The sequence below is a fragment of the Pseudomonas sp. GL_091 genome (assembly GCF_057837725.1).
In genome coordinates this window covers 6,730,430-6,756,893 of the sequence record NZ_CM174451.1, presented here as the reverse complement: position 1 = coordinate 6,756,893, position 26,464 = coordinate 6,730,430, and the positions used below count along the sequence as shown (strand labels likewise).

At 63.0% G+C, this 26,464-nt stretch carries 22 protein-coding genes; 18 read left to right on the top strand and 4 right to left on the bottom strand.

The window, feature by feature from the left end; translation table 11 throughout:
* Positions 1-5 precede the first annotated feature (5 nt).
* The 13 genes from AC3ITY_RS30805 to madM all read left to right on the top strand — a co-directional run bounded on the left by AC3ITY_RS30805 (position 6) and on the right by madM (position 16,653).
* Positions 6-545, top strand: a complete 540-nt coding sequence (locus AC3ITY_RS30805) for a chemotaxis protein CheW (RefSeq protein WP_489306646.1) — start codon at positions 6-8, stop codon at positions 543-545.
* Between the two features lie 65 nt (positions 546-610).
* Positions 611-2,671 carry a methyl-accepting chemotaxis protein gene (locus AC3ITY_RS30800; RefSeq protein ID WP_489306645.1) on the top strand — a complete coding sequence of 687 codons (2,061 nt, stop codon included), beginning with the start codon at positions 611-613 and terminating at the stop codon, positions 2,669-2,671.
* 37 nt (positions 2,672-2,708) lie between these two features.
* Entirely contained in the window at positions 2,709-8,720 is a 6,012-nt protein-coding gene (locus AC3ITY_RS30795) for an Hpt domain-containing protein (protein WP_489306644.1), read from the top strand.
* The gene (locus AC3ITY_RS30790; protein ID WP_489306643.1) at positions 8,713-9,174 is read left to right on the top strand and encodes a chemotaxis protein CheW; all 462 of its coding nucleotides are present in this window, start codon (positions 8,713-8,715) and stop codon (positions 9,172-9,174) included. Before AC3ITY_RS30795 ends, AC3ITY_RS30790 begins: the two co-directional genes overlap by 8 nt.
* Positions 9,175-9,394: 220 nt before the next feature.
* Positions 9,395-11,065 (top strand): malonate decarboxylase subunit alpha, encoded by a 1,671-nt coding sequence (mdcA, locus tag AC3ITY_RS30785; protein ID WP_489306642.1) that lies wholly within the window; start codon positions 9,395-9,397, stop codon positions 11,063-11,065.
* Positions 11,065-11,940, top strand: coding sequence for a triphosphoribosyl-dephospho-CoA synthase (locus AC3ITY_RS30780; protein WP_489306641.1), 876 nt, complete (start codon positions 11,065-11,067; stop codon positions 11,938-11,940). The genes mdcA and AC3ITY_RS30780 overlap by 1 nt, the downstream gene beginning before the upstream one ends.
* Positions 11,940-12,239: a malonate decarboxylase subunit delta gene (locus AC3ITY_RS30775; RefSeq protein ID WP_008001147.1), complete on the top strand. Its 300-nt coding sequence runs from the start codon at positions 11,940-11,942 to the stop codon at positions 12,237-12,239. Before AC3ITY_RS30780 ends, AC3ITY_RS30775 begins: the two co-directional genes overlap by 1 nt.
* Complete coding sequence (locus AC3ITY_RS30770) at positions 12,232-13,083, top strand: biotin-independent malonate decarboxylase subunit beta (RefSeq protein WP_489306640.1); 852 nt, start codon at positions 12,232-12,234, stop codon at positions 13,081-13,083. The genes AC3ITY_RS30775 and AC3ITY_RS30770 overlap by 8 nt, the downstream gene beginning before the upstream one ends.
* The gene (gene mdcE, locus AC3ITY_RS30765) at positions 13,080-13,883 is read left to right on the top strand and encodes a biotin-independent malonate decarboxylase subunit gamma (RefSeq protein WP_489306639.1); all 804 of its coding nucleotides are present in this window, start codon (positions 13,080-13,082) and stop codon (positions 13,881-13,883) included. Before AC3ITY_RS30770 ends, mdcE begins: the two co-directional genes overlap by 4 nt.
* Positions 13,877-14,497: a malonate decarboxylase holo-ACP synthase gene (locus AC3ITY_RS30760; protein WP_489306638.1), complete on the top strand. Its 621-nt coding sequence runs from the start codon at positions 13,877-13,879 to the stop codon at positions 14,495-14,497. The genes mdcE and AC3ITY_RS30760 overlap by 7 nt, the downstream gene beginning before the upstream one ends.
* Positions 14,494-15,405, top strand: coding sequence for a malonate decarboxylase subunit epsilon (mdcH, locus tag AC3ITY_RS30755; RefSeq protein ID WP_489306637.1), 912 nt, complete (start codon positions 14,494-14,496; stop codon positions 15,403-15,405). Before AC3ITY_RS30760 ends, mdcH begins: the two co-directional genes overlap by 4 nt.
* 65 nt (positions 15,406-15,470) lie before the next feature.
* Positions 15,471-15,887 carry a malonate transporter subunit MadL gene (madL, locus tag AC3ITY_RS30750; protein ID WP_160386103.1) on the top strand — a complete coding sequence of 139 codons (417 nt, stop codon included), beginning with the start codon at positions 15,471-15,473 and terminating at the stop codon, positions 15,885-15,887.
* A gap of 1 nt (position 15,888) precedes the next feature.
* Positions 15,889-16,653 (top strand): malonate transporter subunit MadM, encoded by a 765-nt coding sequence (gene madM, locus AC3ITY_RS30745; RefSeq protein WP_103396750.1) that lies wholly within the window; start codon positions 15,889-15,891, stop codon positions 16,651-16,653.
* A gap of 158 nt (positions 16,654-16,811) precedes the next feature.
* Here madM and AC3ITY_RS30740 read toward each other — a convergent pair whose 3' ends face one another.
* Positions 16,812-17,726 carry a LysR family transcriptional regulator gene (locus tag AC3ITY_RS30740; protein ID WP_489306635.1) on the bottom strand — a complete coding sequence of 305 codons (915 nt, stop codon included), beginning with the start codon at positions 17,724-17,726 and terminating at the stop codon, positions 16,812-16,814.
* Between the two features lie 131 nt (positions 17,727-17,857).
* Between AC3ITY_RS30740 and trhA the strand changes: the two genes are divergently transcribed.
* Positions 17,858-18,475 (top strand): PAQR family membrane homeostasis protein TrhA, encoded by a 618-nt coding sequence (trhA, locus tag AC3ITY_RS30735; RefSeq protein WP_489306633.1) that lies wholly within the window; start codon positions 17,858-17,860, stop codon positions 18,473-18,475.
* On the opposite strand, the gene AC3ITY_RS30730 is transcribed toward trhA, so the two are convergent.
* The gene (locus AC3ITY_RS30730) at positions 18,472-19,389 is read right to left on the bottom strand and encodes a LysR family transcriptional regulator (RefSeq protein WP_429521783.1); all 918 of its coding nucleotides are present in this window, start codon (positions 19,387-19,389) and stop codon (positions 18,472-18,474) included. The genes trhA and AC3ITY_RS30730 overlap by 4 nt on opposite strands.
* Before the next feature lie 109 nt (positions 19,390-19,498).
* On the opposite strand from AC3ITY_RS30730, the gene AC3ITY_RS30725 reads away from it, so the two are divergent.
* From AC3ITY_RS30725 to AC3ITY_RS30715, 3 genes are read left to right on the top strand one after another with little or no spacing between them, the layout of a single operon-like run.
* The gene (locus AC3ITY_RS30725) at positions 19,499-20,740 is read left to right on the top strand and encodes a D-amino acid dehydrogenase (RefSeq protein WP_489306632.1); all 1,242 of its coding nucleotides are present in this window, start codon (positions 19,499-19,501) and stop codon (positions 20,738-20,740) included.
* Between the two features lie 27 nt (positions 20,741-20,767).
* Positions 20,768-21,118 carry a RidA family protein gene (locus tag AC3ITY_RS30720; RefSeq protein WP_489306631.1) on the top strand — a complete coding sequence of 117 codons (351 nt, stop codon included), beginning with the start codon at positions 20,768-20,770 and terminating at the stop codon, positions 21,116-21,118.
* Positions 21,119-21,147: 29 nt separating this feature from the next.
* Complete coding sequence (locus AC3ITY_RS30715; protein WP_489306630.1) at positions 21,148-22,050, top strand: transporter substrate-binding domain-containing protein; 903 nt, start codon at positions 21,148-21,150, stop codon at positions 22,048-22,050.
* Between the two features lie 45 nt (positions 22,051-22,095).
* On the opposite strand, the gene AC3ITY_RS30710 is transcribed toward AC3ITY_RS30715, so the two are convergent.
* Positions 22,096-22,815, bottom strand: coding sequence for a 16S rRNA (uracil(1498)-N(3))-methyltransferase (locus tag AC3ITY_RS30710; protein ID WP_489306629.1), 720 nt, complete (start codon positions 22,813-22,815; stop codon positions 22,096-22,098).
* A gap of 220 nt (positions 22,816-23,035) precedes the next feature.
* Positions 23,036-24,442 carry an adenosylmethionine--8-amino-7-oxononanoate transaminase gene (locus AC3ITY_RS30705; RefSeq protein ID WP_489306628.1) on the bottom strand — a complete coding sequence of 469 codons (1,407 nt, stop codon included), beginning with the start codon at positions 24,440-24,442 and terminating at the stop codon, positions 23,036-23,038.
* 223 nt (positions 24,443-24,665) lie between these two features.
* On the opposite strand from AC3ITY_RS30705, the gene AC3ITY_RS30700 reads away from it, so the two are divergent.
* Positions 24,666-26,417, top strand: a complete 1,752-nt coding sequence (locus AC3ITY_RS30700) for a flavin monoamine oxidase family protein (protein ID WP_489306626.1) — start codon at positions 24,666-24,668, stop codon at positions 26,415-26,417.
* Positions 26,418-26,464: the final 47 nt, after the last annotated feature.

Sequence of the window (26,464 nt, the reverse complement as noted above, 5' to 3'; positions counted from 1 at the left end):
AGGTCATGAACGAGTCGCTGACGGCTTTCGAACTGCTGCTGCAAATCGACCAGCGCTGTCGTCTGCTGGCGGCGGACTTGCCGTCCCAGCCGGCCCGGCGGGACAGCTGGAGCGGCATCGGTTTTCGCCTGGGCGAGCACTGGTATGTCGCGCCCATGAGCGAAGTCAGCGAAGTCCTGCACGAGCCGCGCTTCACTCAGCTACCGGGGGTCAAACCCTGGGTCAAGGGTGTCGCCAACCTGCGCGGGCGTTTGCTGCCGATCATGGATTTGGGCGGCTTCTTCGGGCACGAGCTATCGGCGGTGCGCCGACAGCGGCGGGTGTTGGTGGTGGAACATGAAGAGGTGTTTGCCGGGTTGCTGGTCGATGAAGTCTTCGGCCTCCAGCACTTTGCCCAGGACAGCCTGGAGCCGGTGCCAGCAGACGAGTTGAAGGGGCCGGTGGCGGCGTTCGTCAAAGGCCGGTTTCAGCGTGAGCCGTGCTGGCAGGTGTTCAGCCCGTTTGCGTTGACGCAGTCCCATGGGTTCATGAACGTCGCGGTGTAAGCGGAACAACAGAGAACCAATGTGGGAGCGGGCAGGCCCGGAAATGGGTTAACAGGCGAGGACCGATGATAAAAGCAAAAGCAGGCAAACCAATGGAAGGGTCGCGCAGCCGGTCGCAGATTATCGTGCTGTTCATCGCGCTGATCGTCTTCATCATGCTGCTGTTCGCCAACTTCGCGTACCTCAACACCCAGGCTATCTACGACAAACAGTACATCGGCCACGCCGGCGAACTGCGCGTGCTGTCCCAGCGTATCGCCAAGAACGCCACCGAAGCCGCTGCCGGCAAGTCTGCCGCGTTCAAGTTGCTCAGCGATGCGCGCAACGACTTTGCCCTGCGCTGGGGTTATCTGAAGAAGGGCGACCCGGCCACCGGCCTGCCGCCGGCCCCCGCCACCGTGCGTCCAGAGATGCGCGCGGTGCAACAGGACTGGGAACGCCTGCTGAAAAACACCGACGCGATTCTCTCCAGCGAGCAAACCGTACTGTCGCTGCATCAGGTCGCCGCGACCCTGGCCGAAACCGTGCCGCAATTGCAGGTCGAGTACGAGAAAGTCGTCGAGATTCTCCTGCAACGGGGCGCCCCGGCGGCCCAGGTGGCCATGGCCCAGCGCCAGTCGTTGCTGGCCGAACGGATCCTCGGTGCGGTCAACACTGTGTTGGCCGGCGACGAAAATTCACAGCAGGCCGCCGATGCGTTCGGGCGTGACGCAACGCAGTTCGGCAAGGTGCTTAACGGCATGCTCCAGGGCGACCCGGCGCTCAAGGTCAGCCAGGTCGAAGACCACGACGCCCGTGCGCGACTTGCGGAAATTTCCGAGCTGTTTGAGTTCGTCTCGGGCTCGGTGGACGAGATCCTCGAAACCTCGCCGGAGCTGTTCAAGGTCCGCGAATCGGCCTCGAACATTTTCAGCCTGTCGCAAACCCTGCTCGACGAAGCCTCGCACTTGGCCAGCGGTTTCGAAAACATGGTCGGCGGGCGCACCACCGACACCATTGGCGGTTATGTGCTGGGCTTGTTGGCGCTGGCTTCGATCATCCTGATTGGCATGGTGATGGTGCGCGAAACCAATCGTCAGTTGCGCGAAACCGCCGAGAAAAACGAGCGAAACCAGAACGCGATCATGCGCCTGCTCGACGAGATCGAAGACCTGGCCGATGGCGACCTCACGGTAACGGCCTCGGTGACCGAAGACTTTACCGGCACCATCGCCGACTCGATCAATTACTCCGTCGACCAACTGCGCGATCTGGTCGCGACCATCAACCTCACTGCCGGCCAGGTGGCCGCCGCCGTGCAGGAAACCCAGGCCACCGCCATGCACCTGGCGCAGGCGTCTGAGCACCAGGCCCAGCAGATTTCCGAGGCCTCCATGGCGATCAACGACATGGCCGAGTCCATCGACCAGGTGTCGGCCAACGCGGCGGAATCTTCGGCGGTTGCCGAACGCTCGGTGGAGATCGCCAACAAGGGCAACGAGGTGGTGCACAACACCATCCACGGCATGGACAACATTCGCGAACAGATTCAGGACACCGCCAAACGCATCAAGCGTCTGGGTGAGTCGTCCCAGGAAATCGGCGACATTGTCAGCCTGATCGATGACATTGCCGACCAGACCAACATCCTTGCCCTCAACGCGGCCATCCAGGCATCCATGGCCGGTGACGCCGGTCGCGGTTTCGCCGTGGTCGCCGATGAAGTGCAGCGCCTGGCCGAGCGCTCGTCCGCCGCTACCCGGCAGATCGAAACCCTGGTGCGGGCGATCCAGACCGACACCAACGAAGCGGTCATCTCCATGGAGCAGACGACGACCGAAGTGGTGCGTGGCGCTCGTCTGGCGCAGGATGCCGGTGTGGCCCTGGAAGAAATCGAAGGCGTCTCCAAGACGCTCGCGGCGTTGATCCAGAGCATTTCCAATGCCGCGCAACAGCAGACGTCGTCGGCCGGTCAGATTTCCCTGACGATGAACGTGATCCAGCAGATCACCTCGCAGACGTCGTCGGGTTCCACCGCCACGGCCGACAGCATCGGCAACCTGGCGAAAATGGCCAGTCAGTTGCGTCGTTCGGTGTCCGGTTTCACCTTGCCGGATGCCAAGGCGCAGGTTGTGGACAAAGCTTGAACCGCCCATGGGTATCTGAATGGTGATTGGAGTGGTTATGGGTGATCGGCACGACTATGTGGCCCTCGAGTGGGTCAAGGGCGAGATTGCCGAAACGCTGAAGCAGGCTCATCACGCGATTGAAAACCTGCTCGATGACCCGCAGGCGACGCAAGCGCTGGATGATTGCCTGGCATGCATCCATCAGGTCCATGGCAGTTTGCAGATGGTCGAGTTCTACGGCGCGGCGTTACTCGCCGAAGAAATGGAACAACTTGCCATGGCCTTGCAGGGCAACCGTGTTGGCCATCGCGACGAGGCGTTGCACCTGTTGATGCAGGCCCTTGGGCAACTGCCGATCTACCTCGACCGGGTGCAAGGCGCGCGTCGCGACTTGCCATTGGTGGTGTTGCCACTGATCAACGATCTGCGCAGCGCCCGTGGCGAGAGCCTGCTGTCGGAAACCAGCCTGTTCAGCCCGCAATTGCCCGAGTTGCCGGCGCTGAACGCAGAAACGCTGGCGCAGCTGGAGCCGGCCGAATTGCCCGGTGTGCTGCGCAAGCTGCGGCAGATGCTGCAAATGGCGTTGGTCGGATTCCTGCGTGAACAGGACAACGACACCAACCTCGATTACCTGGCCAAGGTCTTCACCCACCTCGAAGCACTGTGCGCCAATGCTCCCCTGAGCCCGTTATGGCAGGTGGCATCGGCGCTGGTCGAAGGCATGCAGGGCGGTGCGATCGCCAACAGCCCGGCCTTGCGCAGCCTGTTCAAGGATGCCGACAAGGAACTCAAGCGCCTGCTCGAACAAGGCATGCCCGGCATCAATCAACCGGCCCCGCCGGAGCTGCTCAAGAGTTTGCTGTTCTACATTGCCAAGGCCGAACATCCCACCGGGCAGATGCTGACCATGAAAGAACGCTACTCACTGGACGACGCGCTGCCCGACAGTGCGATGGTCGATGAAGAACGCGCGCGGCTGGCCGGTCCCGACCGTGACGCCATGCGCTCGGTGCTGGCTGCGCTGTGCGAAGAGCTGGTGCGGGTCAAGGAGCGCCTGGACCTGTTCGTGCGCAGTGACCGCCAGCACACCTCCGACCTCGACAGCCTGCTGGCGCCGCTGCGGCAAATCGCCGACACCCTGGCGGTGCTGGGCTTCGGTCAGCCGCGCAAGGTGATCATCGATCAATTGGCGGTGGTGCTCAGCCTCGCTCAGGGCCAGCGCGAACCCAACGATGCGATCCTCATGGACGTTGCCGGGGCCCTGTTGTACGTCGAAGCGACGCTGGCCGGCATGGTCGGTACCGTGGAGCCGGAGAGCCAGGACGACAACCGCCTGCCGACCACCGACCTGACGCAGATCCATCAGATCGTGATCAAGGAGGCCCGCATCTGTTTGCTGCAGGCCAAGGACATGATCGTCGACTACATCGACGCCGATTGGGACCGCCAGCATTTGCAGGCGCTGCCGGCCTTGCTGACCCAGGTGCGCGGCGCGCTGGCGATGATTCCGCTGAGTCGGGTGGCGAGCCTGGTGGAAACCTGCAATCACTTTATCCGCGAGCACCTGTTGCTCGAGCCGGGTCAGCCGGGCTGGCAGGAACTGGACAGCCTGGCCGACGTGATCACCAGCATCGAGTACTACCTCGAGCGCCTCAGTGATGACCCGCAAACGCAGGGTGAAAACCTGCTCGATGCCGCGGAAAAAAGCCTGGCGAGCCTCGGATTTTTTCCCAGTGAGCAACATGTGCCAGTGCTTGATGATGTGCTCAACCCGACCGAAGCGCAGGTCATGCAGATGATGCAGGAGCTGGATGATCCACAGATCGTCCAGACCCTGGCCGATGTGCTCGCCAGCCCGGTTTCGACTCTGAACCCGCCCGCGCTGAACACCCCGGGCAGCCTGCTGCCGCCGCCCGCAGGCGAAGAGCCGGTGGACGAGGAGCTGCGCGAAGTGTTCCTCGAAGAAACCGACGAAGTCCTGGAAATCCTGCGCGAGTACTTGCCGCGCTGGTCGGTCAACCCTGACAACCGCTCGGCCCTGAGTGAGTTGCGCCGCGCCTTTCATACCCTCAAGGGCAGTGGCCGGATGGTGCGCGCCCTGGTGTTGGGCGAGCTGGCCTGGGCCGTGGAAAACCTGCTCAACCGCGTACTGGAAAACAGCGTGGAGCCGGGCGCTACGGTGCAGCAACTGATCGGCGATGTGCTGCACCTGCTGCCGGAGCTGGTGGCCGAATACGCCGCCAATGCCCAGCGCCAGCGCAGCGATGTCGATCAGTTGGCCGCCCGCGCCCATGCCCTGGCCAAGGGCGATGAACCGGTGTCCGATGAGGATACGCAAGATGTCGCGGCCCTCGATCCGCTGTTGCTGGAGATCTTCCGCAAAGAGGCCGAAACCCACTTGGGCAGCCTCAATCGCTTCCTTGATCAGGCCGCCGAACATGTGCCGTTGCAGGCCAGCGACGAATTGCAGCGCGCCTTGCACACCCTCAAGGGCAGTGCCTCCATGGCCGGCGTGTCGCCGATTGCCGAACTGGCCGCACCGCTCGATCAACTGGCCCGGGAATACAAGGCACACCTGATCGCGCTGGATCTGGATGAAGTCGAATTGCTGCTCGAAGCAGAAGGACTGTTCCGCCTCGGCTTACGCCAGCTCAAACGCGATCCGCTGGCGGAAATTCCCGGCGCCCAGGGTTTGACCGAGCGAGCCAAGGCGTTGCTGGCCGAGCGACTGGAAAACCTCACGCCGAACACCGGGCTGCGGATCAAGCGCGATCCGCAACTGATCAACAACTTCCTCGCCCAGGGTATGGACATCCTGCTGGACGCCGAAAGCCTGTTGCAGCGTTGGCAGCAACACCCCGGCGAACGTCAGGAGCTCAGCGCGCTGCTGGACGAATTGACCACCCTCGGCGAAGGCGCCCATCTGGCCGATCTGCACCCGGTGGATGAGCTGTGCGAAGCGTTGCTCGATCTCTACGGTGCCGTGGAGGAAAGCAGCCTGGCGGTCAGCGAGCGGTTTTTCCATGAGGCACAGGGTGCCCACGAAGCGCTGATCAACATGCTCGACGAACTGGCTGCCGGCCAGGAAGTCAGCCCGCAGCCGCAACGGATCAGGGCCTTGCGCGAACTGCTCGACGAGAGCCTTGACCCGTCGGCCATGGGCCTGATCCGTAGCGACGGCAGCCGGAGCCTGAGCATCCGTGAATTGGGCAACGCCACCGCGGAGCTTGAGCGCACGCTACCCCCTGTAGGAGCGAGCACGCTCGCGATGGACGTTAACGATGACGCGTTGTCATTGGATAAACGCGGCGCCGGTGAGCCCATCGCGAGCGAGCTCGCTCCTACAGAGGACCGCGCGGTCGAACTGGACGACGAGATTGTTGCGATCTTCCTTGAAGAAGCGGTGGACATCCTCGAAAGCGCCGGTCAGGCCTTGCAGCGCTGGTTGCACGACTCGGACAACGCCGCACCGCTGTCGTCCCTGCAACGGGATTTACACACTCTCGAAGGTGGCGCGCGCATGGCCGAGATCGGGCCGGTCGGCGATCTGGCCCATGAACTGGCAAGCCTTTACCAAGGCCTGGTGGACCGTCGTTATGCCTTCAGCGATTCACTGGCGGTGCTGCTCGAACAGAGCCATGAGCGACTGGCGTTGTACCTCGAACAGTTGCAGCTCAACCAACCGCTGGACGATTCCCGTGAGCTGATCGAAGCCATTCGTGCCTACCGTCAAGGTCATGCGGGTATTGCCGAGTCCGCCCGGCAGGCGACCGACAACGATTCGGCTGCGCACGATCCGGAATTGCTGGAGATCTTCCTCGAGGAAGGTTTCGACATCATCGAAAGCTCCGGGGCGGCGCTGGAGCGCTGGCAGGCCCAGCCTTCGAGTCGCCAGGAAGTGGAAACCCTGCTGCGCGACCTGCACACCCTCAAGGGTGGCGCGCGCATGGTGGAAATCGCCGCGATTGGCGATCTGGCCCATGAGCTGGAGTTCCTCTACGAGGGCCTGTCCACCGGCGTGCTGCAACCGACGGAGCCGTTGTTCACGCTGTTGCAGCGCAGCCATGACCGCCTGGCGCAGATGCTCGATGCGGCCCGCGCCGGTGAGCCGATGCCGCCGGCCGACCGCTTGATCGATGCGATCAAGAACTTCAGCCACCCGGCCGTGCCGGAAGCGCCCGCGCCGGTTGCGCCGCCGGCCACGCCCAAGGTCGAGCCGCAGGCGCCACCGTCCGATGCCGGCGCAGACATGGTCAAGGTCTCGGCGGAGTTGCTCGACGATCTGGTCAACCTGGCCGGTGAAACCTCGATCTTCCGTGGCCGGATCGAACAGCAGGTCAACGATGCACACATCGCCCTGAATGAGATGGAGACCACCATCGAGCGGATGCGCGACCAGTTGCGCCGCCTCGATACCGAGACCCAGGGACGGATCCTCAGCCGCCAGCAAGTCGACGCCGAACGCCTGGGCTACGAGGAATTCGACCCGCTGGAAATGGACCGCCACTCACAGTTGCAGCAACTGTCCCGGGCACTGTTCGAATCGGCCTCTGACTTGCTCGACCTCAAGGAAACCCTCGAGCGACGCAATCAGGACACGGAAAACCTGCTGCAACAGCAGGGCCGCATCAACACCGAATTGCAAGAAGGCCTGATGCGCACGCGCATGGTGCCGTTCGAACGCATGCTCCCGCGTTTGCAGCGCATCGTCCGGCAGGTGTCCAGCGAACTGGGCAAGGACGTGGATTTCATCGTCGACAACGCCGAAGGCGAGATGGATCGCAACGTTCTCGAACGCATGGCCGCGCCGCTGGAACACATGCTGCGCAACGCCGTCGACCATGGCCTGGAGTCCGTCGAAGTGCGGCTGGCGGCGGGGAAACCGGCCAAGGGCAAGATCACCCTCGATCTGCTGCGCGAAGGGGGCGACATCATTTTCGACATCCGCGACGACGGCGCCGGTGTGCCGCTGGACGCGGTGCGGCGCAAGGCGATCAAGCGCGGCCTGCTCGCCCCGGACAGCGTCATCAGTGATCACGACGTGTTGCAGTTCATCCTGCAACCGGGTTTTTCCACCGCCGAAAAAATCACCCAGATCTCCGGGCGCGGCGTCGGCATGGACGTGGTGCACGAAGAGGTTCGGCAACTGGGCGGCACTATGAGCATCGACTCGGTGCCCGGGCAGGGTGTGCATTTCCGCATTCGCCTGCCGTTTACCGTATCGGTCAACCGGGCGTTGATGGTGCAGTGCGGTGAGGACCAATACGCGATCCCGCTCAATACCATCGACGGCATCGTGCGCGTCCTGCCCAATGAACTCGAAGGGTATTTCCGATTCGATTGGCCGACCTACGAATACGCCGGCCAACGTTACGAGTTGTGCTACCTGGGTGAACTGCTGAAAACCAGCCCGCGCCCGAAGCTGTTGGGCCAGAGCCTGCCATTACCGGTGTTGCTGGTGCAGTGCAACGAACGGCACATCGCGGTGCTGGTGGACGCCATGGCCGGCACTCGCGAAATCGTGGTCAAGAGCCTGGGGCCGCAGTTTTCGGCGGTGCAAGGGGTGTCCGGGGCGACGATTCTCGGGGACGGCCGGGTGGTGCTGATTCTGGATTTGCTGGCGCCGATCCGCGCCATGCAGGCCCGTGTACCCCAGCGTCCGGCGGGGCAAGAAATCGAGGCCGAACCGCAGCGCCCGCTGCTGGTGATGGTGGTCGACGACTCGGTCACCGTGCGCAAGGTCACCAGCCGCTTGCTCGAACGCCACGGCATGAACGTGCTGACCGCCAAGGACGGGGTCGATGCCATGCTGCTGCTGGAAGAGCACATGCCCGACCTGATGCTGCTGGACATCGAGATGCCGCGCATGGATGGCTTCGAAGTCGCGACCCAGGTGCGCAACGACGAACGCCTGCAACACCTGCCGATCATCATGATCACCTCCCGCACCGGACAGAAACACCGCGACCGCGCCATGGCCATCGGCGTCAACGATTACCTGGGCAAGCCGTACCAGGAATCGGTGCTGCTCGAAAGCATCGCCTTGTGGAGCAAGACCCATGCTTGAGCACCGCACCAGTAACCTCACCGGCCTGCTGCTGCCGTTGGTCGACCGCAACCTGATCCTGCCCAACGTCGCCGTTGCCGAGCTGATCGATTACCAGCAGCCGGGGACGTTCGACCTCGATACACCGCCGTGGTACCTGGGCCTGGTGACGTGGCGCGACCGGCAGATTCCGCTGCTGAGTTTCGAGTCGGCATGCGCGCAGAAAATCGTCATCGGCGAACGCGCGCGGATCGTCATTCTCAACGCCCTCGGCGGGCGCCCCGAGCTGAAATTCATCGCCCTGCTGGTGCAGGGGATTCCGCGCTCCTGCAAGCTCGATAGCCAGCTCAGTTACGTGGATGTGCCGTTGTGTTCGCTGGAGCAGGCGGCGGTACAGGTAGGCGAGCAGGTGGCCAAGGTGCCGGATCTGTTGGCGCTGGAGGCGTTGTTGGTGGATGCCGGGTTGATCAACTGACTCTGGTTTTGCTGTGACTACACTGGCCCCTTCGCGAGCAGGCTCGCTCCCACAGGTTTTTGTGTGCGACACAGATCCATTGTGGGAGCGAGCCTGCTCGCGAAGGCGTCAGTCCAGGCAACCATTAACCTGAGCGTAACGATCCACCGCTCTGCTTGATTGATACGCTACGCCCAACACTCCTAAGGTAGCTCCACGACAGCGAACCCGTGGAGTGGTCATGACAACAACAATATCCCCCGACTCGCGATGGACGCGGCGGCGCAGCGAAAAGCAGCGGCGCCTCGAGCTGGTGCGAGGTCTTGCCGACGGAGTGGTGTTGCCCACCGAGAACATCGTCGCGGCGCTTGAAGCGCTGATCCTGCCCGGCGACCGAGTGGTGCTCGAAGGCAACAACCAGAAGCAGGCGGATTTCCTCTCGCGCTCCCTGGCCAAGGCCGACCCGGCGAAGCTGCATGACCTGCACATGATCATGCCCAGTGTCGGACGCTCCGAGCACCTGGACCTGTTCGAACGCGGCATCGCCCGCAAGCTCGATTTCTCTTTCGCCGGCACCCAAAGCCTGCGCATCAGCCAGTTGCTCGAAGACGGCCTGCTGGAAGTCGGCGCGATCCACACCTACATCGAACTCTACGCACGGCTGGTGGTGGACCTGATTCCCAACGTCGTGCTTTCGGCCGGGTTCATGGCCGACCGCGCCGGCAACATCTACACCGGGCCGAGCACTGAAGACACCCCGGCGCTGATCGAACCGGCGGCCTTCAGCGACGGCATCGTCATCGTCCAGGTCAACCAGTTGGTGGACGACGTCAGCGACCTGCCGCGCGTTGACATTCCCGCCTCCTGGGTCGACTTCGTGGTGGTGGCTGACAAGCCGTTCTATATCGAACCGCTGTTCACCCGCGACCCTCGGCACATCAAACCCGTGCACGTGCTGATGGCGATGATGGCGATTCGTGGGATCTACGAAAAACACAACGTTCAGTCGCTCAACCATGGCATCGGTTTCAATACCGCTGCCATCGAACTGATCCTGCCGACCTACGGCGAGTCCCTCGGCCTCAAAGGCAAGATCTGCCGCAACTGGACGCTCAACCCGCACCCGACCCTGATTCCCGCCATCGAAAGTGGCTGGGTCGAAAGCGTGCATTGCTTCGGCACCGAGTTGGGGATGGAGAACTACATTGCGGCGCGGCCGGATGTGTTCTTTACCGGGCGCGACGGCTCCCTGCGTTCCAATCGGATGTTCAGCCAGCTGGCCGGGCAATACGCCGTGGACCTGTTCATCGGCGCCACCCTGCAAGTTGATGGCGACGGGCATTCCTCCACCGTGACGCGCGGGCGCCTGGCCGGTTTCGGCGGGGCACCGAACATGGGCCACGACCCGCGCGGTCGTCGCCACGGCACGCCGGCCTGGCTCGACATGCGCAACACCGACGTGGCCGAGCCGATGCTCGAACGCGGCAAGAAACTCGTGGTGCAGATGGTTGAAACCTTCCAGGAGGGCGGCAAACCGACGTTCGTTGAAACCCTCGATGCGGTCGATGTGGCGAAGAAAAGCGGCATGCCGTTGGCGCCGATCATGGTCTACGGCGACGACGTGACCCACCTGTTGACCGAAGAAGGCATCGCCTACCTGTACAAGGCGCGCTCGCTGGAAGAACGCCAGGCGATGATCGCCGCCGTCGCCGGGGTCACCGCCATCGGCCTGCGCCACAACCCCAAAGACACCGCGCGCATGCGCCGCGAAGGCCTGATCGCCTTGCCCGAAGATCTCGGCATCCGCCGCACCGACGCCACCCGCGAACTGCTCGCGGCGAAAAGCGTAGCCGATCTGGTGGAGTGGTCCGGTGGTCTCTACAACCCGCCCGCCAAGTTCAGGAGCTGGTAATGCACGCACTTAACCTGCAACCAAAAAACCTGAGCCTGGCCGAACGGCTGGCGGACCTGGCGGTGGACGCGCTGATCGACGAGGCTGATCTGTCGCCGAAACCGGCACTGGTCGACCGTCGTGGCAACGGCGCCCACACCGATTTGCACCTGGGGCTGATGCACGCTTCGGCGCTGTCCTTGTGGCCGGCCTTTAAAGAAATGGCGGAAGCCGCTATCGAGTTCGGCGAGATCGGCTTGCCCCTGCGCGAAGCCGTGGGCCGCATCGGTCGCGAAGGCGAGCAAGTGATGCTCGACACCACGGGCGGCGTGAATACCCATCGCGGGGCGATCTGGGCCTTGGGCTTGCTGATCACTGCTGCGGCGCTGGAGCCTCAATCCTGCGGCGCCAATAGCGTGGCGTTACGTGCTGCGCGGTTGGCCCTGCTCGACGACCGTTTTGCGCCACGTCCGCTCAGTCACGGTGCGCAAGTCGCCCAACGCTACGGCGCTCGCGGCGCTCGTGAAGAAGCGCAACTGGGTTTTCCGGCGGTGACCCAACGTGCACTGCCACAACTGCTGCGCAGCCGCGCCGCCGGTCATGGCGAGCAGAACGCCCGGCTCGATGCGCTACTGGCGATCATGACCAATCTGGCCGACACCTGCGTGCTTTACCGCGCCGGTGAAGAAGGCCTGAACACCATGCAACTGGGCGCCCGGGCGGTGCTCGATGCGGGCGGCAGTGCCAGCCTCGGCGGACGTCGCCGCCTGCATGAGCTGGACCAACAACTCGTCGCGTTGAATGCCTCGCCCGGCGGCGCTGCCGACCTGCTCGCAGCCTGCCTGTTCATCGACCGTATCGGGTCTGGCGACGGCCTTATCCAGGGAGTGTTTTGATGGAAACCTTATCTTTTGAATTCCCCGCCGGGCAGCCGCCACGCGGTCGCACCCTGGTGGGCTGTGTCGGCTCGGGTGATCTGGAAGTGCTGATCGAACCGGGCCAGGCTGGCAAGCTGACGATCAATGTGCAGACCTCGGTCAATGGCAGCGAACAACGCTGGCAGCATCTGTTCGCACGGATGTTCGACGGTCAGACGCCGCCGGCGATGGCCATCGACATCCACGATTTCGGCGCGACACCCGGCGTGGTGCGTCTGCGTCTGGAACAAGGCTTCGAGGAGATCGGCCATGACTGACAGCGCATCCCTGCTGAACAAGCACAGTTTCGTCGAACTCGGTGCCCGGCAACGGGCCAAGGCCCTGCTCGACGCCGGCACCTTCCGCGAACTGCTCGACCCCTTTCAACGGATCATGTCGCCGTGGCTGTCGCGCCAGGGCGTGGTGCCACAAGCCGACGACGGCGTGGTGATCGCCAAGGGCAATCTCGATGGTTTGCCGGTGGTGATCGCGGCCATTGAAGGGGCATTCCAGGGCGGCAGCCTCGGTGAAGTCGGCGGAGCAAAAATTGCCGGTGCATTGGAACTGGCCGCTGAGGACAATCGCAACGGCATCCCGACCCGCGCCGTGCTGCTGCTGGAAACCGGCGGCGTGCGCTTGCAGGAAGCCAACCTCGGCCTGGCGGCAATTGCCGACATCCACGCGGCGATTGTCGATTTGCAGCAGTACCAACCCGTGGTCGGGGTGGTGGCGGGCAGCGTCGGTTGCTTTGGCGGCATGTCGATTGCCGCGGGGTTGTGCAGCTATCTGTTGGTGACCCAGGAGGCGCGACTGGGCCTGAACGGCCCGCAGGTGATCGAGCAGGAAGCCGGACTCGAGGAATACGACTCCCGCGACCGGCCCTTCATCTGGAGCCTGACCGGTGGCGAGCAGCGCTTCGCCAGTGGTCTGGTGGACCGTTATGTCGATGACGATGTGGCGCAGATCCGCCAACAGGTGGGTGAATTGCTCAAGCAAGGTTTGCCGACGCAACCACGTAGCCAACAGGCCGAGCTGTTCCTGCAACGCCTGGCGCGTCTGGACGCCGAACCGCAAATCGAACCGTCCGTGGTTCGCGATCTGTACCAAGGAGAACGCCCATGAGTTCGTATTCCTTGCGAGGCTTGAACTGGTTCAACGCCTTGAGTGCCGGGGCGAAAGCGGTCGAGGGTTTGCCGGCTTCGCTGAAGGTCGCGGACGGTTCGCTGGGCGATCAGTCTGTGCGTTTCATCGCGGTGGTGGCCGACCCGGAAAACCGCTTCGTCCGTGCCCGCAACGGCGAGGTGGGTTTGCTCGAAGGCTGGGGCCTGGCCAAGGCCGTGGATGAAGTCATCGCCGCCGATCAGAACAAGGCACGCAAACGCACCCTGATCGCCATCGTCGACGTGCCGAGCCAGGCTTACGGTCGACGCGAAGAAGCCCTCGGCATTCATCAGGCGCTGGCTGCTGCGGCGGACAGTTATGCCCGTGCCCGCCTGGCCGGTCATGCGGTGATCGGCTTGCTGGTGGGCAAGGCAATGTCCGGGGCGTTTCTGGCCCACGGCTATCAGGCCAACCGTTTGATCGCCCTGCGCGATCCGGGGGTGATGGTGCACGCCATGGGCAAGGCGTCGGCGGCGCGGGTGACCTTGCGCAGCGTCGAAGAGCTCGAAGCCCTGGCTGCCAGCGTGCCGCCGATGGCCTATGACATCGACAGCTATGCCAGCCTCGGGCTGCTGTGGGAAACCTTGTCGGTGGAACAGATCGAGCAGCCGACCGCGGCGGATCTGGCGCGGGTGACCGAGTGCCTGCATCAGGCGATTGGCGATGTGGCCGCTGCTGGTCCTGACCTGAGCGGTCGCCTGGGAGCGGCCAATCGGGCGGCGTCGAGTAAGGTTCGTCAACTGCTGAGAGCGCAGTGGTGAGTACGCTACTGGCCCATGACCTGCTGTGGGGCATGACCCCGCGGCAGTTGCCGGCGGATGCGCCTGCCTGGGTGATCGAGTCGATCAGTGCCGGCCAGCCGGTGGTGGTCCGTCGTGCCTTGAGCGCGGCGGGGCAGGTGGCGGTGGGCGTGCGCGGGCTGCTGCGCGAACAGCGATATGCGGCGGTGATGGAAGTCGCTGCCATTACGCGACGGGTGCGGCCGGAAGAACTCTGCCATGTTCAAGGCCAGCGTGACTTCCCGGCGCTGCGGGCCTTGGCGCAACTGCGCTCGCACCTCGATGACAGTGGTGGGATCTGGGGTGTCAGTGGCAGCGCCGGGTTCGAGTTGGCCAGTGGATTTGCCGCTATGCACGAGGGCAGCGACCTCGACCTGATCCTGCGTACACCACGTCCGTTGAGTCGAGTTGACGCGCAGGCGTTGGTGGCCGTTCTTGACGCAGCCGTGTGCCGCGTCGACCTGCAATTGCAGACACCGTCGGGCGCCGTTGCCTTGCGCGAATGGGCGGGTGCTTCGTCGCGGGTCCTGCTGAAAAATGCCACCCAAGCCACTCTGGTTACTGATCCGTGGAACCCGCAGGAGCAAGCCGCGTGAGCCGCTTGCTGGTGTTCCCCGGCCAGGGCGCGCAACAATCCGGGATGCTGGCGCGTTTGCCTCGGGAAACGTTGAACGAGGCGAGCGACCTGCTCGGTGAAGATGTGACGCAACTGGATTCTGCGGAGGCGTTGCAGTCGACGAGGGCGGTTCAGCTTTGCCTGCTGATCGCCGGTGTCGCCGCTTCACGCCAGTTGGGCTTGACCCCAGACTACGTGGCCGGCTTGTCGATCGGCGCTTACCCGGCAGCGGTGGTGGCTGGCGCCTTGGATTTCAGCGATGCATTGCATCTGGTCAGCCTGCGCGGTGAGTTGATGCAGCAGGCTTATCCACAGGGCTACGGCATGACCGCAATTATCGGTCTGGACCTGGCCACGGTGGAAGGATTACTGGCCCGGGTACACAGCGCGCAAATGCCGGTTTATCTGGCCAATATCAACGCCGATAACCAGGTGGTGATTGCCGGTAGCGACGCGGCAATGAAAGCGGTGGCCGAGTTGGCGAAAGGTTGCGGAGCTGGCTTGGCCAAGCGTCTGGCAGTGAGCGTGCCGTCCCACTGCCCATTGCTTGAGGCACCCGCGCAACGGTTGGCCGAAGCCTTCGCCAAGGTACCGCTGCAAACCCCGAAGATCGGTTACCTGAGCGGCAGTCGTGCGCGTCCGCTGATCAAGCCTGAAGCCTTGCGTGACGACCTGGCTTTCAACATGTGCCGCATCGTCGATTGGCGCGGCACAGTACAAAGCGCCTACGAGCGTGGCGTACGTCTACAGATCGAACTGCCGCCCGGTGCGGTGCTGACCGGGCTGGCGCGCCGGGTGTTCGAGCAGGGCACCGTGATTGCCTTCGACGGTGCTCGCCTCGATACCTTGCAGGCGTTGATGCGTGAGGAGGGCAACCGTCACTCCTAGACCATCGGACTTAAGGCTTCGAACAACAAAAACAACATTCGAAATGCACTTTGAGGACTACAACAATGATTATTTACGGTGTGGCGCTGTTGGCGATCTGTACGCTGGCAGGGGTGATCATGGGTGACATGCTAGGTGTGTTGCTGGGAGTGAAGTCAAACGTCGGCGGTGTCGGGATCGCGATGATCCTGCTGATTTGCGCACGGTTGTGGATGCACAAGCGTGGCGGCATGACCAAGGATTGCGAGCTGGGCGTCGGCTTCTGGGGCGCGATGTACATCCCGGTGGTGGTGGCGATGGCGGCGCAACAAAACGTGGTCACGGCGCTGCATGGTGGCCCGGTGGCGGTGTTGGCGGCGATCGGTTCGGTGGTGATCTGCGGCTGCACCATTGCCTTGATCAGCCGGACCCACAAAGGCGAACCCTTGCCCGATGAACCGGTGGATGTAACGCCGGTTGGCGCACCGGCAGGAGGTCGCTGATATGTGGGATCTCATCAAGAACGGTCTGGAACACAACGGTCTGGTCACCGCATTCGCCTTTGTCGGCGTGATCATGTGGGTGTCAGTGGTGATCTCCAAACGCCTGACCTTCGGGCGTATCCACGGCTCGGCGATTGCCATCGTCATCGGCCTGGTACTGGCCTGGGTCGGCGGCACGATGACCGGCGGGCAAAAAGGCCTGGCGGACTTGACGCTGTTTTCCGGCATTGGGCTGATGGGCGGCGCCATGTTGCGGGACTTCGCCATCGTCGCCACGGCATTCGAGGTGCAGGCCACGGAAGCGAAAAAGGCCGGCTTGATCGGCGTGATCGCGCTGCTGTTGGGCACGGTGCTGCCGTTTATTGTCGGCGCGTGCATGGCCTGGGCCTTCGGTTACCGTGATGCGGTGAGCATGACCACCATTGGCGCCGGTGCGGTGACCTACATCGTCGGGCCAGTGACCGGCGCGGCCATTGGCGCCAGTTCCGATGTGGTGGCGCTGTCGATTGCCACCGGCCTGATCAAGGCGATTCTGGTGATGGTCGGCACGCCGATGGCGGCGCGCTGGATGGGCCTGGACAATCCGCGCTCGGCGATGGTGTTCGGCGGCCTGGCCGGGACGGTCAGTGGCGTGACCGCCGGTTTGGCGGCAACGGATCGGCGCTTGGTGCCATATGGCGCGTTGACCGCGACCTTCCACACCGGGCTTGGCTGCTTGTTGGGGCCTTCGTTGTTGTTCTTCATTGTTCGCGGGATTGTTGGCTAGTCCAGTGACCGCTTTTTGTGGCGAGGGAGCTTGCTCCCGCTGGGCTGCGTAGCAGCCCTGAAATCTACCACCGAGATGAGTCAGGTAAATCCGGTGGCCTGATTTTACGGGCGCTTCGCACCCGAACGGGAGCAAGCTCCCTCGCCACAAGCGCTCCGTCAAACCTGGCGATTGGCATACATCCGGCACTCCGCCAGCAACGCCAGCAGATTCGGATCACGCTCCTTGGCTTTGAGGAACACCACGCCAATGTGCTGCTGCAAGCGGTACTTTTCCTGCAACGGGATCAGCTTCACACGGTTCTCGTACACCGCCGCAATCCGCCCCGGCAGCAACGCATAACCCACGCCCGAACTGACCATGCTCAGCAGGGTGAAGATGTCGTTGACCTGCATCGCCACCTTCGGCTCGAACCCTGCCTGCTCGAATACCCGCTTGCCGTCCTGATGGGTGGCGAAGCCCTGGGTCAGGGTGATGAAGGTTTCGTCGCGGACCTCGGCCAGGTCGACTTCGGTTCGCTGGGCAAACTTCGAGTCAGCGGGTGTGGCGAGGAAGATGTCGTCGGAAAACAGCGGGATATGCTCGCAATCCGGATCGTTGACACTCTCGTCCAGGGACACCAGGGCCGCATCGACTTCCATGTTCTTGAGCTTGTAGAGCAGGTCGATATTGGAGCCCAGAATCAGGTCGATGTTGAGCTCGCTGCGGCGGATCTTCAAACCCATGATCAACTGCGGCACGGTCTTCACCGTCAGTGAATACAGCGAGCCGAGTTTGAAACGTTCGGCCGAGAACCCGGCAGCTTCGCGGGTCAGGCGCACGCTTTCGACGACATCCTGAATCAGCTTCTGCGCCCGCTCTTCCAGCACATAAGCGCTTTCCAGCGGCGTCAGGCTGCGGCCTTCGTGCTTGAACAACGGGCAGCGCAGGGCGCTTTCCAGGGAATGGATCGCCCGATGCACGCTGACGTTGCTGGTCTGCAACTCGGCAGCGGCCCGCGCCAGGTTGCCGGTGCGCATGAAGGCCAGGAACACCTCGAGTTTTTTCAGGGTCAACTCTTCATCGATCAGCATGGGGCGGACTCTTTTTGGAATGACTCGATTGTGCCCAATTACGCCGGGCCCGTCGTACAGAAACATTGCGCTTTTACGCTTCAAGCCTGAGCCTTGCGCTCTGCGACAATGAAATGCGAGGTGAGCAACACATGTATCACGGGGAAAGACTGAACGCCTGGACGCATCTGCTCGGGGCCGTGGCGGCGTTTATCGGCGGGGTGTGGCTGATTGTGCTGGCCAGTCTCGACGGCAGCCCGTGGAAGATTGTCAGCATGGCGATCTACGCCTTTACCTTGCTGGTGCTCTATAGCGCATCGACCGTGTACCACAGCGTGCGCGGGCGCAAGAAAGCGATCATGCAGAAGGTCGATCACTTTTCGATCTATCTGTTGATCGCCGGTAGCTACACGCCGTTCTGCCTGGTGACCCTGCGCGGGCCGTGGGGCTGGACCTTGTTCGGGATTGTCTGGGGACTGGCGCTGATCGGCATCCTGCAGGAAATCAAGCCGCGCTCGGAAGCGCGGATTCTGTCGATCGTGATTTATGCGGTGATGGGCTGGATTGTGTTGGTGGCGGTCAAGCCGCTGCTCGCGGCGCTGGGCGGCGTCGGGTTTGCGTGGCTGGCATCGGGCGGGGTGCTGTACACCGCCGGGATTATCTTTTTTGCCCTCGATCATCGACTGCGCCATGCCCACGGGATCTGGCATCTGTTCGTGATCGCCGGGAGTTTGCTGCACTTTGTGGCGATTTTCTTTTATGTCCTTTAAGGCTGTACCGGGACCAGGCGATCCAGCTGCTCCCGGGCTCGACGGCTGAATACCTGCAACAGGTCGTTCAAGGTGTGGGGCGGTGGTTCGGCGGCGCGGGTCACTGCGTACAGGGTGATGGGTAGCGGCGGTGCCAGAGGGCGGATCGTTGTGGTGGCGGGAGAGGCGCCAAGGGCGGTGAACGGATCGATCACCGCCAGGCCCGCGCCAGATTCCACCATCGCCCGTGCCAGTGAGTAGGTTTGCACGGCGATGCGTACCCGAGGCGGCGGTTCGACCGCTTCCAGGTAACTGTCGAGCCGCGCGGCCAGTGGATCGGCGCTGGATAATCCGATCAGCGGCGCATCCGCCAGCGCCATCAGCGGCAACGGTTTACCCACCTCTTCCTGAGGCCAGTAACCACTCGGCGCCAGCGCCACCAGCACGCCGGACGCCAGCGCCTGGGCCTTGAGCCCCGGGTGATCCGGGCGTTGCAGGGTCAGGGCGACATCCACTTCGCGCATCAACAGGTTCTGCACCAGTTCGCGACTGTGGGCGCTGGAGAGTTCGCAAACGATGTCCGGGTAACGCCCGGTCCATTCGTGAATGGCCGGCGGCAGCAATGACAGGGCTAGCGCCGGGGTGGCACCGATGCGCAGGCTGTGGCCAGGCTCGCGGCGCAGGCTCTGCGCCAGGCGCCGCACGCCTTGCAGGCTTTCGCTGACCTTGTCCACTTCGCGCTCCAGCTCCAGCGCTTCCGGCGTCGCCTGCAATTTGCCGCGTACCCGCAGGAACAGCGGAAAACCCAATTGCTGCTCGGCGTGCTGCAACACCTTGCTCACCGCCGGCTGCGAGACGTGTAGCAATTGCGCGGCAGCGCTGATCGATCCGGTCTGGCGGATGGCCTGGAAAATTTCGATATGGCGAAGGCGCATGGCAAGTCCATAACCTTTGTTTATGGGTTTGCCATCTTTATGCATTGTTCAACGTCTGTCACCTGGCTCTAACCTTGGTCTCGTCTTCACAACAGTTTTAAGGACGGACATGGCTCAGCGTGTGTGCATCATCGGTGGCGGCGTGATTGGCCTGGCAACGGCCTATGCGCTGGTGCGCGACGGCTTTGAGGTGACGGTGGTCGAGGCACGGGACTCGCTGGGCAGCGAAACCAGCTTCGCCAACGGCGGCCAGTTGTCCTATCGCTATGTCGCGCCCCTGGCCGACGCCGGTGTGCCTTTGCAAGCCATCGGCTGGATGCTGCGCGGCGATTCACCGCTGAAGCTGCGCCCGCGCTTCGACCCGGCCCAGTGGCGCTGGATGGCGTCGTTCCTCGGCGCCTGCCGCCGCTCGGTCAACCGCGAGAACGCCGCGCACTTGCTGCGCCTGGCGCTGTTCAGCCAGGACACATTGAAATCCTGGCGCGAGGACGATGGACTGGCGGGATTCCAGTGGCGGCGCAATGGCAAACTGGTGACTTTCCGCCAGAACAGCAGCTTCGAGCATGCGCGCCAGGGCCTGGCCGACCCGCAGCAACAGCAGGTGTTGTCGCCGGCCGAATGCGCGCAACTGGAACCGGCGCTGATCGATGCGCCCTTTGTCGGGGCGATCTACACCCCGGACGAAGAGGTCGGCGACTGCCACGGCTTTTGCCAGCAACTGGCCGCCCGGCTGCAAGCGTCCGGCCGTTGCGAGTTTCGTCTCGGGCAAGCGGTGACCGGCATTCGCCACAGCAACGGCAGCGTCAACGCCATCGAACTGGGCGAGCAAGTGCTGCCAGTCGATCAACTGGTGATCGCTGCCGGTCACCGCAGTCCGCTGTTGGCGCTTCCCGGGCTGCAACTGCCGCTTTATCCGCTCAAGGGCTACAGCCTGACCGTGCCGATCGGTGCCGGTCACCGGGCGCCAGATGTGAGCATCACCGACTACGACCGCAAGATCGTCTATGCCCGCATCGGCAAGCAATTGCGAGTGGCGGCGATGGTCGACATCGTCGGCTTCGACCCTGCGCTGGACCCCAAGCGCCTGGCGCTGATCAAGCGTCAGGCCCATGACACCTTTCCAAATGCCGGCGCCTATGACGAAGCCGTCGAGTGGGCCGGCATGCGCCCGGCCACCCCCAGCGGCGTGCCGTTACTGGGCGCGACGGCGTATCGCAACCTGTGGCTCAACCTCGGCCACGGCGCGCTGGGTTTCACCCTGGCATGCGGCAGCGGGCGCTTGCTCAGCGAGCTGATCGGCGAGCGCCGGCCTTCCATCGACCTGCGCGGTTTCAACCACCATGCCGCCTGAACACCGATTTCTGAAGAGGAGACCGCAATGACCATTACCCGACTGCACAGCAACCCGCGCCTGTCTGGCGCCGTGACCTTTGGCGACCTGGTGTTTCTCTCCGGGCAGGTGCCGGGCGATGCCCGGGATGCCAGCGGCCAGACCCGCGAAGTGCTGGCGAAAATCGATACCTTGCTGGCCGAGGCGGGCAGCGACAAGGATCATCTGCTCAGCGCGAGCATTTACCTGAAGAACATCACCGAGGATTTCGCCGCGATGAACGAGGTCTGGTCGGCCTGGCTATCGCCGGGGCAGGCACCGAGCCGCACCACCGTGCAGGCCGAACTGGCCCGACCGCAGGTGCTGGTGGAAATCACCGTCATCGCTGCACGCGTCTGATAAACCAACACCCACAACGGAGAATAACAATGCAAAAAATCACGTTGCTCGCTTGTACGCTTGGCCTGTTGCTCTGCAGTCAGGTTCAGGCCAACGAAGCGCCGCTGACCGGCACCCTGAGCAAGATCGCCAGCGCCAACAGCATCACCCTGGGCTATCGCGATGCTTCGGTGCCGTTCTCCTACGTGGGTGATCACAGCGGCAAGCCGATGGGTTACTCGGTGGATCTGGCGGGCAAGATCGTCGAGCGCATCCAGCAGCAACTGGCGTTGCCAGACTTGAAGGTGAAGTACAACCTGGTGACCTCGCAGACCCGCATTCCACTGGTGCAGAACGGCACCGTGGACCTGGAGTGCGGCTCCACCGGCGTGACCGCCGAACGGCAGAAGCAGGTGGCGTTCTCTTATGGCTTCATCTACGTCAAAGGCCAGTTGCTGACCGCGAAGGACAGCGGGATCAAGAGCTTCGCCGACCTGCGCGGCAAGAACGTGGTGACCACCGCCGGCACCACCAACGAGCGCTTCCTGAAAAGCTACAACGTCGATCACAAGATCAACATGTTCGTGATCAGCGCCAAGGACCACGGCGAAGCCTTCCAGATGCTGCAATCGGGCCGGGCGGTGGCGTTCTACATGGACGACGCGCTGCTCTACGGCGAGCGCGCCAAGGCCAATGACCCGCACAAGTGGGTGGTGGTCGGGGAGGAGCAATCGCGGGAGATCTACAGCTGCATGGTGCGCAAGGACGATCCGCAGTTCCTGGCGCTGGTCAACGGCGCGTTGGCGGATCTGTACAGCTCGGGCGAGATCAATGGCATCTACAAGCGCTGGTTCGAGCAGCCGATCCCGCCGAAGGGTTTGAACCTTGAGTTCCCGATGACCAGCGAACTCAAGGCGATCATTGCCAAACCGGTGAGTGATCCGGTGCAGTAGCGCCAGACTTGGGTGCTGCCATCGCGAGCAGGCTCGCGATGGGGCCTAGAAATCACCCCAGAGTTGCTGGGCCACCGCCAGTGCAACAACCGGCGCGGTTTCGGTGCGCAGCACCCGTGGACCGAGGCGGGCGGCATGAAAGCCACTGGCCTTGGCCTGATCGACTTCGGCGTCGGACAAACCACCCTCCGGACCGATCAGGAATGCCAGACTTGAAGGTTTGGCGTGGCTCACCAACGGTTCGGCCACCGGGTGCAGTACCAGTTTCAACTCGGCTTGTGTCTGTTTGAGCCAGTCGGCCAACAGCATTGGCGGATGAATCACCGGCACTCGCGAGCGCCCGCATTGTTCGCATGCGCTGATCGCCACCTGGCGCCAGTGCAGCAGGCGTTTATCGGCGCGCTCGTCCTTGAGCCGGACTTCGCAGCGGTCGGTGAAGATCGGGGTGATTTCAGTGACGCCCAGTTCCGTGGCTTTCTGGATCGCCCAGTCCATGCGTTCGCCCCGGGACAGGCCCTGGCCGAGATGGATTTGCAGCGACGATTCGACCTGACCGGCGAAGCTTTTATCGATCTGCACCACGACGCGCTTTTTGCCGACCTCGACCAGTGTGGCGCGAAACTCCTGGCCCGAACCGTCGAACAACTGCAACGCATCGCCCTCGGCCATGCGCAGCACGCGGCTGATGTAATGGGCCTGGGCTTCGGGCAACTCGTGCTCGCCGATGCTCAGGGGGGCGTCGATAAAGAAGCGGGACAGTCTCATGCTGGGTCTCTACTGAATCTAATGTTCGGCATAGTAAATGTGTCGAAGTAGCTTTTTGTGGCGAGGGGGCTTGTCGGACCGCCGCACCGCCCCGTTCGGCTGCGAAGCAGTCGCAAATTCTGCTGATGCGATTGATCCGGGGAAACCGGGTTGCCGGATTTGGGGTCGCTACGCGACCCAACGGGGGCAAGCCCCCTCGCCACAGGGTAATCAGTGACTGTCAGCCCGGATCACGGAACCCCGGGTGGAAGTCCTTCGGTACTGCCACGCTGACGCTGTCACGGGTGGCGATGTCGATCCCTTCGCTGGCGACTTCGGCAAGGAAGTCGATCTGCTCCGGGGTAATCACATACGGCGGCAGGAAATACACCACGCTACCCAATGGACGCAGTAAAGCACCGCGCTCCAGGGCGTGCTGGAACACCTTCAGACCACGACGTTCCTGCCATGGATAAGCTTCCTTGCTGGCCTTGTCCTTGACCATCTCGATGGCCAGTACCATGCCGGTCTGGCGCACTTCGGACACGTTCGGGTGGTCGACCAGATGCGCGGTGGAGGAAGCCATGCGCTGCGCCAGGGCCTTGTTGTTCTCGATGACGTTTTCTTCTTCGAAAATATCCAGGGTCGCCAGGGCCGCCGCGCACGCCAGCGGGTTGCCGGTGTAGCTGTGGGAGTGCAGGAAGGCGCGCAGGGTCGGGTAGTCGTCGTAGAAGGCGCTGTAGACCTCGTCTGTGGTCATGCACGCCGCCAGCGGCAGATAGCCGCCGGTCAGGGCCTTGGACAGGCACAGGAAATCAGGGCGGATGCCGGCCTGTTCGCAGGCGAACATCGTCCCGGTGCGGCCGAAGCCGACGGCGATTTCGTCGTGGATCAGGTGCACGCCGTAGCGGTCGCAGGCTTCTCGCAGCAGTTTGAGGTACACCGGGTGGTACATGCGCATGCCACCGGCGCCCTGGATCAGCGGCTCGACGATTACCGCCGCGACCGTGTCGTGGTTTTCGGCCAGGGTCTGCTCCATGGCGGCGAACATGTTGCGCGAGTGCTCTTCCCAGCTCATGCCTTCGGGGCGCAGGTAGCAGTCCGGGCTCGGCACCTTGATGGTGTCCATCAACAGCGCTTTGTAGGTCTCGGTGAACAGCGGCACGTCGCCCACCGACATCGCCGCCATGGTTTCGCCGTGGTAGCTGTTGGTCAGGGTGACGAAGCGCTTCTTGTCCGGCTGACCGCGATTGAGCCAGTAGTGAAAGCTCATTTTCAGCGCGACTTCGATGCAGGACGACCCGTTATCGGCGTAGAAGCACCGGGTCAGGCCTTCCGGCGTCATCTTCACCAGGCGCTCGGACAACTCGATCACCGGTTGATGACTGAAGCCGGCAAGGATCACATGTTCGAGCTGGTCGACCTGGTCCTTGATGCGCTGGTTGATCCGCGGATTGGCGTGGCCGAACACATTGACCCACCAGGAGCTGACCGCATCGAGGTAGCGCTTGCCTTCGAAGTCTTCCAGCCACACGCCTTCCCCGCGCTTGATCGGGATCAGCGGCAGTTGTTCGTGATCTTTCATCTGGGTGCAGGGATGCCACAACACGGCGAGATCACGTTGCATCCACTGATTATTCAGGCCCATTTTCATTCTCCTGGAGACGGTCCGTGACCAGCGCGGACAAACAATCGCGCAAGCCTATGCAATGCGTGCCACGGGGACAACCCATTGTGTCGAATGAGCTACTTTGTACAGGCCGATAGACGTTGCTGGCGGGCGTCTGAAGGCTGACGTATCCTTCGCGGTTCTTGAGCCGTCTGGCTCGCAAAAACTGCTGTTTTCCTCGTGTGATTCCGGAGTTCGCTGAATGTCTGTCGGTTGGCTGCGCGCCTGTGCGCTGGTGATGTTGGGGCTGTTCAGCGTGTCTGCGCTGGCCAAGGATAAAACCGCGATCGTGATCGGCGGCGGCCTGTCGGGCCTGACTGCCGCGTACGAGCTGCAGAACAAGGGCTGGCAAGTTACCCTGCTGGAAGCCAAATCGAGCCTGGGCGGCCGTTCCGGCATGGCCACCAGCGAGTGGATCGGCAACGACAAGGCCCAACCGGTGCTGAACAAGTACGTATCGAACTTCAAGCTGAGTACCACGCCAGCCCCTGAATTCGTGCGGACCCCAGGCTACCTGATCGATGGCGAGTATTTCTCCGCCGCCGATCTGGCGAACAAACAGCCGGCCACCGCCGAGGCGCTCAAGCGCTTCGACAAGACCGTGGACGATCTGGCGCGCTCGATCGACGACCCGCAGAACCCGGCCGCCAACAACACGCTGCACGCGCTGGATCAGATCAACGTGTCGAGCTGGCTCGACAAGCAGAACCTGCCGGCCACCGCTCGCCAGTTGATCAACCAGCAGATCCGCACCCGCTACGACGAACCTTCGCGCTTGTCGCTGCTGTATTTCGCGCAGCAGAGCCGCGTTTACCGCGGCATTTCCGATCGTGACCTGCGTGCTTCACGCCTGGTCGGTGGCAGCCCGGTGCTGGCCCAGGCCCTGGTCAAACAGCTGAAAACCATCAAGACCAATTCCCGGGTCTCCTCGATCATTCAGGACAAGGACGGCGTGACCGTCAAAGTCGACAGCGTCAGCTATCAGGCTGACTACGTGGTGCTGGCCGTGCCACTGCGCGCCCTGAACAAGATCCAGATGACCCCGGCGCTGGACGCCCAGCACCTGGCAGCGATCAAGGGCACCAACTACGGCTGGCGCGACCAGATCATGCTGAAGTTCAAGACGCCGGTATGGGAGCCCAAGGCGCGCATGTCCGGCGAGATCTTCAGCAACACTGGCCTTGGCATGTTGTGGATCGAGCCTGCCCTGAAGGGTGGTGCCAACGTAGTGATCAACCTGTCCGGCGACAACGCGCGGGTGATGCAGGCATTTGGCGACAAGCAGATGGTCGATCAAGTGTTGATCCGTCTGCACGCGTTCTATCCACAGGCGCGTGGCTCGTTCACCGGTTATGAAATCCGTCGCTACAGCACCGACCCGTCGACTGGCGGCGCCTACCTGGCCTTCGGCCCGGGCCAGATCAGCAAGTTCTGGCGCCTATGGGAACGCCCGATTCAGCGCGTAACCTTCGCTGGCGAACACACCGATACCCTGTATCCCGGCACCCTGGAAGGCGCGCTGCGTACCGGTCAACGTGCAGCCAGTCAGGTTGAAGACCTGGCGGCGGGCAAGTCGTTCGAACCGGCGAAAGTGGGTCCGGCCGCCGTTGCGGTGGGCGCTGGTGCGGTGGTGGCGAAGAAAGGCAATTTCTTCAGCAACCTGTTCGGCGGCTCGGATGACGAGAAGAAGCCAGAGCCAGTCAAGGCACCTGAGCCGGTAGCACCTGCTCCTGTGCCAGCACCCGCCCCGGCCGTTGCACCGGCTCCGGTCGAAGCACCGAAGCCAGCAACCCCGGTAAAAGCCGAGCCGGCCAAGAAGGCTCCGGCGAAACCGGCTGCCAAGACCGAGGCGAAAAAAGCCCCGGCCAAGGCACCGGCCAAGAAAGCCGAACCGGCGAAGAAGCCGGCAGTCAAACCAGCGGCAACCCTGGCAACGGATACCAAGGCGCAGTAAGCCTTGGGATCAAAAAAACGCGGCGCAAATGCCGCGTTTTTTTATGC